We start from the raw sequence: 14557 nt of genomic DNA on the forward strand, positions 1-14557 counted from the left end.
AAGTTGGGGAGCCGTCATTCAAATACGGCCCGTCGCCTCATACCCTTTCAGCTGTAATAACCGCTGATCCACTTCAGGTTAGTGCCTCAGATTATACATGAGGTGCTGGCAGAAGAAAGAAAAAACTTCTTTGACAGGTTACAGGCCCAAAAGTATAGCCCGAATCGAAAGAGCGGCTACCGGAGAGCTTGTATAATAGGATACTTTAGAGCTGCAGAGAACGACACGGCGCAGTAGGCGCGTGTTAGCAAGAAGATATTTTGCCTCTAATCAGGCTCCTTTTATGAAGACAAAGCAGCTTCCTTCCTGTTAAAGCAGACCTAACTTTACGATAAATGAGCCCAAAGCTTTTATGCTCTGCCTTTATTAACATCAAAGGCACTTTATAATTGGCTTAGGGTGACACTTCAACGGTTCTTTTCCACTGCTGTTCGTATCTCGCTTGATCGCTGAGACCGAGTTTATCTTTGACTTCTGCCCGTGCCGGGCGGTTGCCGCTACCTTGGTATAAGGCGAGCCCCGAGAGTTCAGGCAGGAGCCCAAAAACATGACCGTGGAAAAAGAACTTATCATCAATTCCACCCCCACGGAGGTTCAAATTGCGTTGCTTGAAAACGGAAAACTGGTAGAAATCCACTATCAGAAAACCAACGACAATTTTACCGTAGGGGACATTTTCGTAGGGCGTATCAAACGCCTCATGCCTGGCCTGAATGCCGCTTTTGTGGATATCGGGCACCCTAAAGACGCCTTCCTGCACTACACTGATTTGGGCCCCAAGCTCAAGTCGCTGCTCAAATTCACGAATGGTGCGATGTCAGGCGGGGTCAATACTCATACACTTGACAACTTCAAGATGGAGCCGGATATCATCAAAACCGGTAAAGTCGATCAGGTGCTTAGTAAGAAGCAGCCTATCCTGGTTCAGGTGCTTAAAGAGCCGATCTCCACCAAAGGGCCGCGCCTGAGTTGTGAGCTGACACTGCCGGGGCGCTATATCGTCCTCACGCCATTCTCCAACGTCGTGGCTGTTTCCAAAAAAATCAGTAATGCCGAAGAGCGTAAACGCCTCCACCTCCTGGTAGAGAGTATCCGGCCGAAGAGCTTTGGCGTAATTGTGCGCACAGCGGCTGAAGGCAAGAAAGTGGCGGACCTGCACGAAGAGATCATTCAGATCATGCAGAGCTGGGAGGATATTCACAAACAGCTCCACAAGGCCAAGCCGCCTTTGAAACTCCTCAGCGAACTGGATAAAACCTCGAGTATACTGAGGGACGTACTGACGGACTCCTTCAACCGGATTGTAGTCAACGACAAGCAGATGTACCAAAACATCCGGGGCTACCTCGAGAATATATCTCCGGAGCAGGTCAAGATTGTCAATTTACACCGGACCAATAAGCCTGTTTTTGATGCCCACGGTGTAACCAAACAGATCAAAGCATCCTTTGGCAAAACGGCTACTATGCCAAGTGGGGCTTACCTCGTCATTGAGCACACCGAAGCTATGCACGTTATTGACGTGAACAGCGGGCACAAAATGGGCAGCTCAAAGCAGGAAGATACCGTCATGCGGGTCAACCTGGAAGCAGCAGAAGAGATTGCACGGCAGTTGCGCCTGCGGGACATCGGTGGTATCATTATTATCGACTTCATCGATATGCGCAAGGCTGAGCAGCGCAAAGAGCTCGTCAAGGCCATGCGGCAGTTTATGAAGAAAGACCGCGCTCAGCATACGATTTTGCCCCTGAGCAAATTCGGGCTGATGCAGATTACCCGTCAGCGGGTGCGGCCGGAGGTCAATATCAGCACTTCTGAAGTCTGCCCAACCTGCAACGGTACCGGAAAGATCAATGCTTCCCTGCTGATTTATGACGAGATCGAGCGCGACCTGAACTTCATCGTTCAGTCCCGGCCAAAGTCGAAAATCAAACTACTGGTACACCCCTTCATTGAGGCTTACCTCAAGAAAGGGCTCCCAAGCGTGCAAATGCGCTGGTACATGAATTACTACAAGTGGGTGCGTATTCAGGCGAATAATGATTTCCACCTGACCAAGTACAAGTTCTACGATGAGAACGAGGATGAAATCCGACTGAACTAAGAACGGGTAAAAGGTGGAGTGGTAAAATGCTTCACCTTTTGTATTTTACCTTTATAACGCCAAAACATAAGACCATGCATAAGTTACTGTCTTCCATATGGATACTATGCCTGTTTACTCTTGCAGCGCCGGCTCAGGAAGTCGTGGTAGAAGTAAATCTGGCCGGTTGCCAGGAACCGCTGGCCCTCCTGAAGTTTGACGGCAGCAAGTTCTATCCGGTCCAATCAGTAGAGAAAACCGGAGAGGATCAGTATCAGGTCCGTTTGCCAAAGCAGGAAACAAGCTTCTTCTACATCGGGACCAGCCGCAGCAATATGATCCCACTCCTGCTTGGTGAGGAGGACACCATACGCTTGTCTGGCAGCTGCCTTAAAATCCGGACTGCCGCAGTTGGTGACTCTCCATTGAATACGAACTATCAGGAGCTGAAGACAGAAATCAATGCCCTCAAGCAGGAAGGCGCAGGGTTGATCCGCCGTTACCAGTCCAAACGGGACAGTGCAGGTAAGGCTGCAGTCGTTGCTGATATGGAAGCCCTGGACGAAAAAAAGCTGGCCCTGCTGGCCCGCGCTGAAAAACAACACCCTTTGTTTGGCCCTATTGTGCGACTGAACACCTATCTGAGCTACCACAACCACCCGGAAGGGTACGGTAATGAAATTGAATACTTCGCCAACGAGTTTTTTGGCCTTGTAGACTTTTCCCAGCCGGTATACGGACAGTTGCCCTGGACCTTCGAAAAGTTCCAGGAATATGCCACCACGCTGGCGAGCATTGGTATTAATGCGGAACGGCAGCAGCAGTTTATCGAGGGGGCAATGTCCGGCATAGCGCCTGGCTCACCGGCACACAAGCTGGCGCTCTCCGGGGTCGTGGCAGGACTTAAGCAAAGGAACAGCCAAAGCTTTGCTCACTTCGCACAGGCGTTTATTGACGTTTACAAAGAGAAAGATCCGGATGCGGCAGCGAGCATGTATGCGGAGATCGAACAGGTGAAAAACCTGATGAAAGGCGGCAGTGCGCCGGACTTTTCGCAGAATAGCCCCGAGGGTGAGCCACTGAGCCTTTCGGATTTCAGGGGGAAGGTTGTTCTGCTCGATTTTTGGGCAAGCTGGTGCGGACCCTGCCGACGGGAGAACCCCAACGTGGTGAAAGTATACGAAAAATACAAGGATAAAGGCTTCGAGATACTGGGCATCAGCCTGGACCGGGACCGCGATAAGTGGCTGGCTGCTATTGAAGCTGATGGACTAACCTGGCCTCACGTAAGTGATCTGAAAGGCTGGCAGAACGAAGTCGCCCAACTGTATGGAGTGCGTTCTATCCCCCACACCGTGCTTGTTGACGCTGAGGGCAGCGTCATTGCCAACAAACTTCGTGCAGAAGCCCTGGAAATCAAACTGGCTGAAATCTTTGGAGAATAGCCCTTCCTACAAAATGCTAAAAAATAAACATGAGCAAGATCCTGTATAATGTTACGGTGAAAATAGACCACGACGTACACGAAGACTGGCTGCGGTGGATGCGCCGGGTGCACATCCCGGCGATTATGGAAACCGGCATGTTCATCGAGCACCGGATTTCCCGCCTGCTGGGTACGGATGAGTCCGATGGCTTCACCTATAGCATTCAGTACCTGAGCCCCAATATGACCACCTACCAACTCTATCAGGAAAAGCATGCCTACCTGTTGCAGAAAGACCATCAGGACCGGTACAAGGGTAAGTTCGTTGCTTTCCGTACCCTGATGAAAGTACTGTAGCCCTGCTTTCTTAGCCTTGTTTTTTTATCTTTGTCGGCTATGCTGACCAAACTCGTACTCATTAACTCCTGTGCCTACAAAATGGCAGAGGTCGGATTCGAACACGGCCACTCCCTGCAGCTGGTAGGCCCCAATAACGTAGGCAAGAGCTCCCTGATCTATGCCCTTAACTTCCTGTTCCTGGTCAATAAACGCCTGATGAACTTCAGCGGGCAGCGTACGGCCGATAAGGAGACCCTGGCGCACTACTTCCCAAGCCCGGAGCGGAGCTTCATCCTCTTCGAGGTCAAAAAGCGGGACCGCCGCTATTGCATGCTTGTGCACCGCAATGCTGACAATGAGGTGCTCTACACCCGCATCGATCAGCCTTATCAACGCAGCTATTTCTTTGAAGAGCAGGCAGATGGACAACACCTGCGCAACTACAAGGAACTAATGCGCACCGCCGTCAAAGCAGGCGCGAAGGTCAAAAAAATCGATCAGGTCCAGGAAATCCTCAAGCACATCTATCAGGTTGGGGACCGAAATGATGCCGTGGTCTGGCTCACCGATAAGTGCAAGATCAGCGGTACGTACAATAGTTTTAATAAAGTCTACCGCTACCTCATCAACTCTAAACTCATCGACAACCGGGCCCTCAAGGACATCCTGCTGATTGCCGACAGCCGCGATCAGGACGAGCTGAGCTACAGCCGGCAGAATATACAGCAGATTGACCGCCTGCGCTACCAAAGCCAGCAGTTGTCTGTACTTAAAAATATTGAGGCAGAGTTCACCCAGTTCAAAAGCCTGGTCAGCGAAGTGAAAGCCCACTACGAGCTGCTTTGCCAGCAGGCGGCTACCTTTTTCGCCAGTGCCAACCTGCGACGGGCCACACTAATGGAACAGCGCCATCGCAAAAAGCAGGAAATTGAGCAAATGGAGGGCGAGCTTCAGGCCAAAAGTGTGGAGAATGACCGGATCAATCAGCAAAAGGGCCGTCTTGATTATGAGCTTCGCCAATTGAAGAGCGAAGCCCAAACCCTACAGCAACAGCAGCAGCAAGCACTGGAACTCCCCGCTGAAAGCCTGCTGGAGCAACAATTGCAAAATCAGCAGGAGAAAGTGGAGCAGCTCTGGTTCCGGCTGCAGCAGTATGCTGCTAATGCCGCCCAGCCACCAGAGCAGTTGCAGCGCCGCATTGAGCGCCTAGATCAGCAAATACAGCGCAAAGCGGCACAGCAGGCCGATATCAACGACTGGCTTATAGCCCACCTGGCGAAAGACGATGCGCAGCGCCGCCTCCTCAACAGCATCCTGCATCCGGATATCGCCCGATTGCCAAAAGCACAAATCAAGAAGCCCATCAGCCAGGCCAGCCGCCTCATTGAGCTCTTCGACGGGCAGATTGAGCTGCCTGAGGATTTTCCTATGCAGGAAGTAAGCAACCCCGGGCAACTGGCAGAAGAAGTCGCCGAACTACAGCAGGAACGCGACCGCTACGCCCAGCTGATGGACACGGCTCAGAACAGCGCCGAAATCAAAAAACAACTCGAAGCCGCCAAGGCTAAACGCCAGGAACTGGAGGAGTCCCTGCAGCAGGTGCGCGCGCTGCCTGAAATCAAAAACGAACTAAAAAGCCAGCAGCAGGCTATCCGCAAGCTGGAGAAGCAGCTGAATACGCTCGAACAGGAATACCGCACCGTACAGGAGGACTTGCAGCGGCGGCAGCGTGCTATCCGACAGCTGCAGGAAGAGGTGCAGGGCATTGAGCAGTCAACACGGGATATGGAGCGCGATCAGCGGGAAGTGGAGGAAATGAACCTGCCCGTTATGGAGCCTGATGCACAGGAAATGGTGCGCACGCCCGATGCCATCCGGCAATTATTCAATCAGATCAAGCAGTTGCGCAAAGAGGTGGCCCAAAAGCGGGAAGCCCGGCAGCGCCTGTTCCAACAGCTCAAAGACAAAACCCAGTTTGACCTGGCCGACGAGCAACAGTTTGTCACCCAGCTAGAGCAGGAAATGCTCTCGATCGGGGATAAGCAGCAGAGTATCGAAAGCCTGCTGGAAAGCATTGCTGTGCAGTTTGCTAACCCGGCTCAGCGTTTTCTGGATGCCTATGAGGAATTCAAAGCTTTCGTGCACCATGAGTTCAACCAGACGATGGGCGAGATCCAAATCTCCAATCTGGAATCCCTCAATGTACTGCTTGAGCCCAACGAGCGCCTGCAGAACGACCTGCGGTCCATCGCTGAGCTGTCCCTCACCACTGATGGGCTGTTCCGTATGCCCGACCATACTGCCAAGCGGCTCGACATCCTGAGGGAGTACCTCGAGAAAGGGCAGGCCATCGCCTTTAGTGATTTGTTCAACCTGCAGTTGCGGCTTTCCATCAATGGTAAAGTCCGCTCGGTCAACCTCGGGCGGCAGGTGGAGTCAGATGGTACGGACCGGATGTTGCGCCTCATCATCGTCATGGCGGTCATCAGCCGGCTGTCGCAGCGTAGCCCGGACAACCGGGTGGTCTTGTTTATCGACGAGATTGCCACCATCGATGGGAAGAACCGGCCCCAGCTCGTGGAGTTCTGCAAAGAGCACCACTTTTATCCCATTTTTGCCGCCCCGGATATTGTGGACGGCTTTGACCAGTATCTGCTTATTCAGCGGCAGCCCAGCGGGCAGTTGGTGGTTGATGAGCAGAAACACGTTATTCAGGTAGCCCAAGCGGTATAGCATGATCTTAAAAGCAGAACCAGATAAGGCCCTCCGCTTCCTCGAAGATAACTTCGAGCTGTTCCGCACGCTCTACCGCCTGCAACTGGAGCACAGCATCATTGGTCGGGATCTGTTTGAAGAAGCCACAGAAGAAAAAGCGGACGTTATCGTCAAGCGGATGCTGGACTACAAACTGGTGGTCAGCCAGCCTAATGGCTTCCGCATCAATGAGCCGGTGCGGGGCTTTCTGGCTTTTCTGCTTAACGAGTTTAAGCCGCTGCTGCCGGAGGAGCTGACCAAGTACCGGCAGGCTTTCCTTGAGCTGTTCAAGCGCATTCAGGCGTTCCGGGACGATGACATTCTCATCCTGGCTGAACGCCTCGACGCCTTCTATCAGGAACTGCAGGAGTTTTTGGAAAATGTAGAGAGCAATACGAGCCAGCTGCTGCGCAACAGTCAGTACCTCAAGGCCAACAAAGGCGAAATCCCCTACAGTGAGCGGGTACGCCGCGCCCGCCACCTGATCGAATATTACATCGAGCCGCTCAACCGAATCCTCGACGTCCAGAAAAAGCAGTCCATTACCAATCTGCTGAATCAGGTATCCGCTTATGTTAATGTGGAGCGCTTCAATCATCCGCACACCGGTATCCGGCAACGGTTTGAGCGTCTGCATGAGTTGTTGCGTGAAGCTGAAGCCCGCATTCTCCGGCAATCCCATGTGGTGACCCGCGAGTTGCTGCCACTGATCGAGCGCCTGCAGACCGAGTCGGAAATCCTCAGTGGCTGGCTTTATTTTCTGGAGCGGCCTTTCCTGCACGAAGTGCCGGTGATGCCCGCGCGCCGGTTGTTCACGCTCACGGGCAGTAATATAGGTGTGGGGCTGGAGCTGTTCCTGCAGCAGTTTGAGCGCCGCCCGGCCGATATTGTCCTTAAGGAAGAAGAAACCGCCCCGGTGAACACCCGTCAGGTCTACTTCAACCGCCGCCATTACCAGCAGGCACTTAAGGCTGCGGCCCCGGTTGGCAACTACTTTGAATGGTGCTATGAGGCGATGCAGGCGCACGAAGCCATGCCTACCACCGAGCGCTTCCTCAAAATTGGCAGCCTGCTCTTTGAAGAAGCTGACGAGTACGAAGCCGAATTTGGCGAAGGCCGCATCCAATTACAAATCGAGTCCGCTGTTTTTGACCTCCCCGTCATGGAGGTACGCCGCAAAGCGCAGGAAACAGGGGCTCAAAAATCGACTGCTTTATGAATACGGATACCACTGCGGAACGCCGCATCACTTTCCCCGAGGGCCATCAGGATGTAGTGGAAGCCTTGCTGGTAGACGGGCGTTTCCTCCTCGAAGGCGACCCGGCTTTCATGACGCTAAAGCAGCACGTTGATTTTTATCAGGCTTTTTTTCGGGAGTCCTTCGGGCTGTCCCTGGAATACCACAGTGAGTACGCCTTTTTGCAAAGTGGGCGGGACAGCGACCCGCTTTCGCGCGATGTGTGCATCTTCCTGGGTATATTATGCTATGAGCTCGACCGGGAAGGCTATAACCTGCTGGAGCAGCTTTCTTTTCACACGCTGGAGTTTGAGCAGGTGGAGCAAATGTTTGAAATGTCTTCCTTCCGGGAAGTCCTTGACGCTACTACCAACCTGCAGGACGCCCAGGCCCGCCGCAATTTCTACAACCGCCTGCACCGCCGCCGCATCATTGAGAGGCTGGACGATCAGATTTTCCGGTTTACTCCGGCACATAAGTACTTTTTGGAATTCGCCCGTTCGGTAGCCCGCTACAATCAGCGGCTCGCGGAGGAGGAAGAGTAGGGTTATTTTTGAGCAAGGTACACCTGAATGCCCTCCGGTGATTTGTCCATGGCCAGATGATACACCTGTACTTCCTGAACCTCATCTTCAAGCAGATTTTTCAGGGACTGCCTTAGCTGCTCGCGGAAGACAGCCTGGTCTCGTTCGGTTTCCAGCCAAAGTGCCGCGATCACGGGTTGGCCGCCTTGCAGATGTGCATCCACCTGTGCCCAGAATGCCCAGTCGGAGTGCCCTCCGGAACGCCTCAGCAAGATGGGTCGGAATAGTCGGAATAACCACTTTCGGCGATAGTAAGTGCCAATAGCCCGGAGTGCCCGCAGGGTATCTGTAAACTTGCCCGCCATATGTCCGGCGAATATTTCCGGAGTTTCCAAAATACGGTCAAAAGGGTTTTCCGTTTGCCAGGCCCGGCGCCGACGGTAGTTTTTGACTTCCAGCAAGAGCAGCGCACTGCCTGATAGGGCAATGAAGTCTACCCCCTTCAGACCGGCACCGCTGAAGCCCTGAAAGAAGCGGTGGGCATCGTACTTGCGTACCGTCCACCGGTTATCGAACCCGAACTGCAGGCCACTTTCTTCAAAAACGGGCATACATTATTTTTTCTTCACGAAAAGGTACAATCTTTTAGGGAGGCTGATAACAACGTTCTGGCAATTTTGGCGACGCAATCCAAAGTTGTCTTTTAAAAAGTAGTGGTATCGGTGTATCTTTAAGAGGTACAAAACTCATCCTATGCAACTAAGGTCTACACTACTGATCTGCTTCGTTTGGTTATTATTGCTGCCTGCTACCTCAACCCGGGCACAGGAAGTCAGCACGGATCCACCCCCCGCCCCGGTGCGCCTGATGGCCGAGTGGGAAGAATCACAGGCACTGCTGGTAAGCTGGCGCAATCAGCATGCGATCCTGCTCAGGGAGATTGTGCGCCATGGCTCCGCCGAATGCAAAGTCATCATCTTTGCAGATAACCCTTCTGCCGTTTCGAATTACCTCAGTTCCGGGAACGTTTCCCTGGAAAACGTTGAGATACTAAGCCCGGAGTATGATTCCATCTGGATTCGGGACTACGGCCCCTGGACAATTTACCACAATGACGTAGACAGCCTGATGATCGCGGATTACATCTACAACCGGCCCTGGCGTCCGAATGATGATAAAATCCCGGCCTTCATCGCTCAGCACCTCGGGCTACCCATTTACGAAGCCATAGAGCCGCCCTACGATTGGGTGCACAGCGGAGGGAACAACCTCCGTGATGGCATGGGCACCATTTTTTCCTCTGACCTGATCCTGGAGGAAAACCCCTTCAAAACCGAAGCAGAGATCGACCAGATTGCCAACCTCTTTTTCGGTGTGGACCGCTATGTGAAGTTGCCTGCTCTGCCCTACGATGTGATCCACCACCTCGATATGCACATGCGTTTCATTGACGAAGAAACCATCATCATCGGGGAGTATCCGGAAGGGGTGTCTGATGGGCCGCAGATAGAAGCCAATATTGAGTACCTGCTCAACGAGGTGCCGACCCCATTCGGGAATCCCTACCGCATCCTAAGAATCCCCATGCCACCTGATGCACAGGGGCGCTACCCGGATCAAAACGGGGACTACCGCACGTACACTAATTCCCTGTTTGTGAATGGTACCGTGCTTGTGCCTACCTACGATGAGCAGTACGATACCACCGCCCTGCGCATTTATGAGGAGGCCCTGCCCGGCTACAATATCGTGGGTATTGACTGCAACGGGATCATCCCCAGCCTTGGTGCGATCCACTGCATCACCAAGCTGGTTGGCGTAAACGATCCGCTGTGGATTGCCCACGCCCGCCTGCAAGACCAGGAAAGTACCGAAGATGCCTATCCGCTTAGCGCGATCATCAAGCACAAGAGTGGCATTGCGGAGGCTACGCTGCACTACCGCACGGCAGGTGAGGCAGATTATACCACAGTAAATATGGTGCTTTCTGATACTTCAGCATCTGTTTGGACAAGCAGTATTCCTCCCTTCCCGGAAAATACGGTAGTGGAGTATTATCTGGCTGCCGAAGCCAACAGCGGGAAATCTCAGGTGCGCCCTATAGTGGCTCCGGAAGGCTACTTCCGGTTTAAAGTCGATGCTCTTCAGCCTGCCTTTGGGCCGGAGTCCCGCGAGATTTGCCCGGGCGAGGCGGTGGCATTTGAGAACCTGACAACCGGTGCCTACGACAGCATCCGCTGGTATTTCCCGGGCGGGCTGCCCGCCACTTCAACGGTAGAAATGCCGACAGTCATTTATCCGGAAGGGGGGAGTTATGCCGTGGAGCTAATCGCCTACAAAGGCAGTATTGCTGATACCCTGGCACAAATGAGCCATGTGGAAGTGCGGCAACTGCAACAGCCTTACCTGGAGACCTTTGAAGATGCCTTCCCGGCAACAACCTGGACGGTGGAGAACCCTGAGGGCGACCTCGCGGCCTGGGAACGGGTGGACTTTGACTTCTGCGACCCCGGTGCCATGCGCATCAACAACTTCCTGGTCGATACCCGCAACACAAGTGATTACCTGCGTGCCAATTTCGACCTGAGCAGTTTGGATAACCCCACGCTGCGTTTTGATGTGGCTCATGCCCAAAAGACGACGGGTATTGCCGATGGGCTTCGGGTAAACCTGATCGATTGCGAGGGCAATAAGACCACCGTGTACGAAGCCTTTGGCAGCGACCTGGCCACAGCAAGCCCGGAAATCAGCCCGTTCGTACCTGAAGGTTGTGACGAATGGCGCACAGAAACTGTCTCCCTGGCAGATTTTACAGGACAAGCCGTAACAATAGAATTTGAAAATGTTGGTGACTATGGCAACTTCATTTACCTGGACCTGATCGAAGTACTTGACCTGGACCCTACAAGTGTTTCGTTTGCAGAAGCCGGTGTACTCAAGGCGCGGATCTTCCCCAATCCGGTAGTCAATCAGGCGCAATTGTCCGTCCGTAGCCCTAAAGCCGGAGTCATGACCTGGAGCCTGACCAACCAATTTGGGCAACGTCTGCGCGGCGGACAAATGGATTTGCTGGCGGGAGGGCAACAATTACAGTTGCCCGTAGAGGGCTTGCCCGCAGGGACTTACAATCTACAGCTCAGTCAGGGGCAGTCGCGGGCCACGCTGCGAATGACCATTGCGGAGTAGAAGTTGTCTAAAAAAGAATCGTGGTGAAATCGAGATGGTTTGCACAAAAAGTTGCAAAAGGAGATATTTGGAAATCTCTAAACTTTTCCAAACTCCTTTCGCAACTATGTACGTAAAATTAACCAAGAAATTCATCACACACAATTTGATGCCCTATTTGAGCACAACAAATCTAGGGCGCAAGCCAAAAGTTAAGCTTTGGAAAATGGTCAAAGCAATAATATACCGCCTAAAAACAGGTACACAATGGCGAGAGTTACCCCTGCGCCAGTTTTTTGGATTTGCCATAAAATCCTATAAAACAGTGTTTTATCATTACAATAAATGGGCTAAAGATGGTTCTTGGCATCGCTTATGGACGGCATTATTGAAAGCAAATAAAGCTGCCTTGGATATGTCCACCGTAGCTTTAGACGGTAGCCAGACCCGAGTTAGAATGGGTGGTGAGGCAGTGGGGTATCAAAGCCGGAAATCTGCAAAAACAACAAACATGCTGTTTTTGACTGACTCCAACGGAATCCCGTTAGCGATGTCAAAACCCGTATCAGGTAATCATCATGACCTCTATGAAATTAACAAGGCATTCAAAAATATCTGCGAAATTTTAGAGCAGGCCGATATCGACCCAAGAGGTTTGGTAATGAATGCAGATGCTGGTTTTGACAGCAGGAGCTTTAGAGAGTACTGTGATGGGCTGGAAATCCTTGCCAACATAGACATCAACAAAAGGAATGCAAAAAACACTGATTATGAATACCTTGTAGACCCTGAGTTGTATAAGGAAAGGTTTGCTGTTGAGCGGACCAACGCTTGGATTGATGGCTTCAAATCTCTTTTAGTCCGGTACGAGACATCTGCTAGAAATTGGATGAGTGCTCATTTCCTAGCCTTTTCAATCATTTTGTTGAGAAAAACTAAACTCCATACAAATCATTTTTAGACAACTTCGTAATTAAAAAAATGTTAAAAAAAGTGGAGGCCATCATGCGATTTGGCCATTGCACTTCGTTAGGTGGGAAGAAACACGCTTGACAAAAAGACAAGCTTCATCATCAAAACCAACTAACAGTAACAACTATGGACCAGAAAAAAGGCATGATTGCCGCTATCGTTATCTTAGCGATCCTGTTCATCGCCGCCGGTATTTGGGGGCTCAACCAAAGCAATCAACGAAAGGAACTGGAAGGCGTCCGGGATAAACTGGAGGGTACGGTTGAAGACCTGGAAGGACTGAGAGAAGACCTGCTTTCAGAAGTGGACAGCCTGCAGGGTGAATATACCATGCTTGCTGAGCAAAACGGGGAATTGCAGGGCGACCTGGCACAAGCCCAGGAAACCATCGCGCAGAAAGAGGCGGCCATCCGGAATATCCGTGCGAAAAGTTCCTCCGAGATCAATGCCCTGCGTGCCGAGATTCAGGAACTCATGTCCCTGAAGGACGAGCTGCAGTCCAATATTCAGGGACTGGTAGCTGAGAATGATTCCCTGCGGCAGGCTGTGGGCATGATGGAAGGCGAGCTTACCGCTTCAAAAGCGGAAATAGAGCAGCTCAACAACATCCGTCGCACCATTGAAGAAGAAAACAGCCGCCTGACGCTGGAAAACTTCAAGGCTTCTGCCTTTCAGGTAGAGCTGGAAAAAGGTAATGACAAAGTAACCTCCAAAGCGCGCCGTGTACGGACCATCCGGGTCAGCTTCGACCTGACTGGTGTACCGGACGAGCTGCAGGGACTGCGTACCCTTTATCTGACCATTAACGATGACAAGGGAACGCCAATTGCTGCTGCCAATCCGGTAAAGGCAAAAACTATTGTCAATAACCAGGAAATGGATATCATCGCCGTAAAGGCCAAAGACGTGGATATTGCTGAAAATCAGCGCTTGTCTTTCGTCTATGACTTGGAAGAAAAGCTTGACCCTGGCTTCTATCGGGTGTCCATCTTTACTGAGATTGGCATGCTGGGCTCCTCCAGCATACGGCTGCGTTAAACCTGGCCGGATCAAATTCCAAATAACTTTTCGAGCCCCGGGAAAGCCTTCGCGCCTTTCCGGGGCTCGCTGATTTCAGGAATGCACACGTATTTTTTAGCGGGCAACGCAGGAAGGCTATATTTGTGGGGATAAATCGTCTGCAAATGAGGAAGATAATCTGGATGGGGGTACTTCCCCTGCTACTGGTGTCCTGTGTGAGCAAAAAAAAGCACCTGGCTGCAATCGCTACGGCTGATGCGGTGGCAGATAGCTTAACTTACCGTTTGGATTCCACTACAAATCTCGTCTACCAGTTGCGATTAGATACTGCTGAGCGCCGGGGAGAGAATACAGCCCTGCTCGCCAGTCAGCGCAATTTACAAGACCGCATCATTGCCCTTGATGATGAAATTGAGCGGTTGCAAAGAGAGCGCTCAAATGAAGTGCAGGACCTGGATGACCGCCTGCAGGAACGGGACGCGCTCATTGCCGAAAGAGATGCCAAAATTGCGGCTTTCCAGGCTTTGCTGGAAGCCCGCAACGCCGAGCTTGATACCCTTGGTGCTCAGCTGCTTGATACTTTGCAAAGGCGGGATTCTGCTGCCTTTACTCTTGAATTGGAACCCGGGGGCTATTTGTCGTTATCTGTGTTAGCTGATTATCTGTTTTATCCGGGCAGCACTACCCGCCTCGAACCGGCGGCTGACTCGACCCTGCTAATCATCAGCCGGTATCTGGCGGATTATCCCACGCTGCAGCTCACGGTCATCGGCCACAATAATAACGAGCCTTTGCGCCGCAACAGCATCAACAGCAAATGGGAGTTTAGTGCCATGCGGGCTGCCACCCTGGTGAATGAGCTGACCCGGAAATACGAGCTCAGCACCAGCCGGGTGACGGTGGCGGGCAAGGGCGATTTTGCACCCCGCACTTCCAATTCAACGGAGGAGGGCCGGCTGCTCAACGAGCGTATGGAGTTTCGGATAGAGCTTGGGCAGCGCCGCCTGTTGCGCGATTTAAAGCGTGCTTTGGATTAG

11 protein-coding genes are annotated in these 14557 nt (G+C 52.1%); 10 read left to right on the forward strand and 1 reads right to left on the reverse strand.

Annotated features, from left to right (window positions below):
* The first annotated feature begins 553 nt into the window (after positions 1-553).
* The 6 genes from IX84_RS09975 to IX84_RS10000 all read left to right on the forward strand — a co-directional run bounded on the left by IX84_RS09975 (position 554) and on the right by IX84_RS10000 (position 8384).
* Positions 554-2104 carry an Rne/Rng family ribonuclease gene (locus IX84_RS09975; protein WP_044219771.1) on the forward strand — a complete coding sequence of 517 codons (1551 nt, stop codon included), beginning with the start codon at positions 554-556 and terminating at the stop codon, positions 2102-2104.
* A 74-nt stretch (positions 2105-2178) separates the two neighbouring features.
* A complete protein-coding gene (locus IX84_RS09980) occupies positions 2179-3528 on the forward strand; it encodes a peroxiredoxin family protein (RefSeq protein ID WP_052515911.1) in 1350 nt (449 codons plus the stop codon).
* A 29-nt stretch (positions 3529-3557) separates the two neighbouring features.
* The gene (locus IX84_RS09985) at positions 3558-3866 is read left to right on the forward strand and encodes a DUF4286 family protein (protein ID WP_044219547.1); all 309 of its coding nucleotides are present in this window, start codon (positions 3558-3560) and stop codon (positions 3864-3866) included.
* A 39-nt stretch (positions 3867-3905) separates the two neighbouring features.
* Positions 3906-6581: an ATP-binding protein gene (locus IX84_RS09990; protein WP_152604984.1), complete on the forward strand. Its 2676-nt coding sequence runs from the start codon at positions 3906-3908 to the stop codon at positions 6579-6581.
* Position 6582: 1 nt separating this feature from the next.
* Positions 6583-7821 carry a hypothetical protein gene (locus IX84_RS09995; RefSeq protein ID WP_044219554.1) on the forward strand — a complete coding sequence of 413 codons (1239 nt, stop codon included), beginning with the start codon at positions 6583-6585 and terminating at the stop codon, positions 7819-7821.
* Positions 7818-8384, forward strand: coding sequence for a condensin complex protein MksE (locus IX84_RS10000; protein WP_044219556.1), 567 nt, complete (start codon positions 7818-7820; stop codon positions 8382-8384). The genes IX84_RS09995 and IX84_RS10000 overlap by 4 nt, the downstream gene beginning before the upstream one ends.
* A 2-nt stretch (positions 8385-8386) precedes the next feature.
* Here the strand turns inward: IX84_RS10000 and IX84_RS10005 are convergent, their stop codons facing one another.
* On the reverse strand, positions 8387-8974 hold the full coding sequence (locus tag IX84_RS10005) for a hypothetical protein (RefSeq protein WP_044219559.1): 588 nt from the start codon (positions 8972-8974) through the stop codon (positions 8387-8389).
* A gap of 142 nt (positions 8975-9116) precedes the next feature.
* On the opposite strand from IX84_RS10005, the gene IX84_RS10010 reads away from it, so the two are divergent.
* The 4 genes from IX84_RS10010 (at position 9117) to IX84_RS10025 (ending at position 14557) form a co-directional block, all read left to right on the forward strand.
* Entirely contained in the window at positions 9117-11549 is a 2433-nt protein-coding gene (locus IX84_RS10010; RefSeq protein WP_044219562.1) for an agmatine deiminase family protein, read from the forward strand.
* A gap of 67 nt (positions 11550-11616) precedes the next feature.
* Positions 11617-12489, forward strand: a complete 873-nt coding sequence (locus tag IX84_RS10015; RefSeq protein ID WP_238578257.1) for an IS5 family transposase — start codon at positions 11617-11619, stop codon at positions 12487-12489.
* A 137-nt stretch (positions 12490-12626) separates the two neighbouring features.
* Positions 12627-13538, forward strand: a complete 912-nt coding sequence (locus IX84_RS10020; RefSeq protein WP_044219563.1) for a hypothetical protein — start codon at positions 12627-12629, stop codon at positions 13536-13538.
* A gap of 146 nt (positions 13539-13684) precedes the next feature.
* Positions 13685-14557, forward strand: a complete 873-nt coding sequence (locus IX84_RS10025; RefSeq protein ID WP_081968691.1) for an OmpA/MotB family protein — start codon at positions 13685-13687, stop codon at positions 14555-14557.

This window comes from Phaeodactylibacter xiamenensis (assembly GCF_000759025.1).
GTDB classification, from domain to species: Bacteria; Bacteroidota; Bacteroidia; order Chitinophagales; family Saprospiraceae; genus Phaeodactylibacter; species Phaeodactylibacter xiamenensis.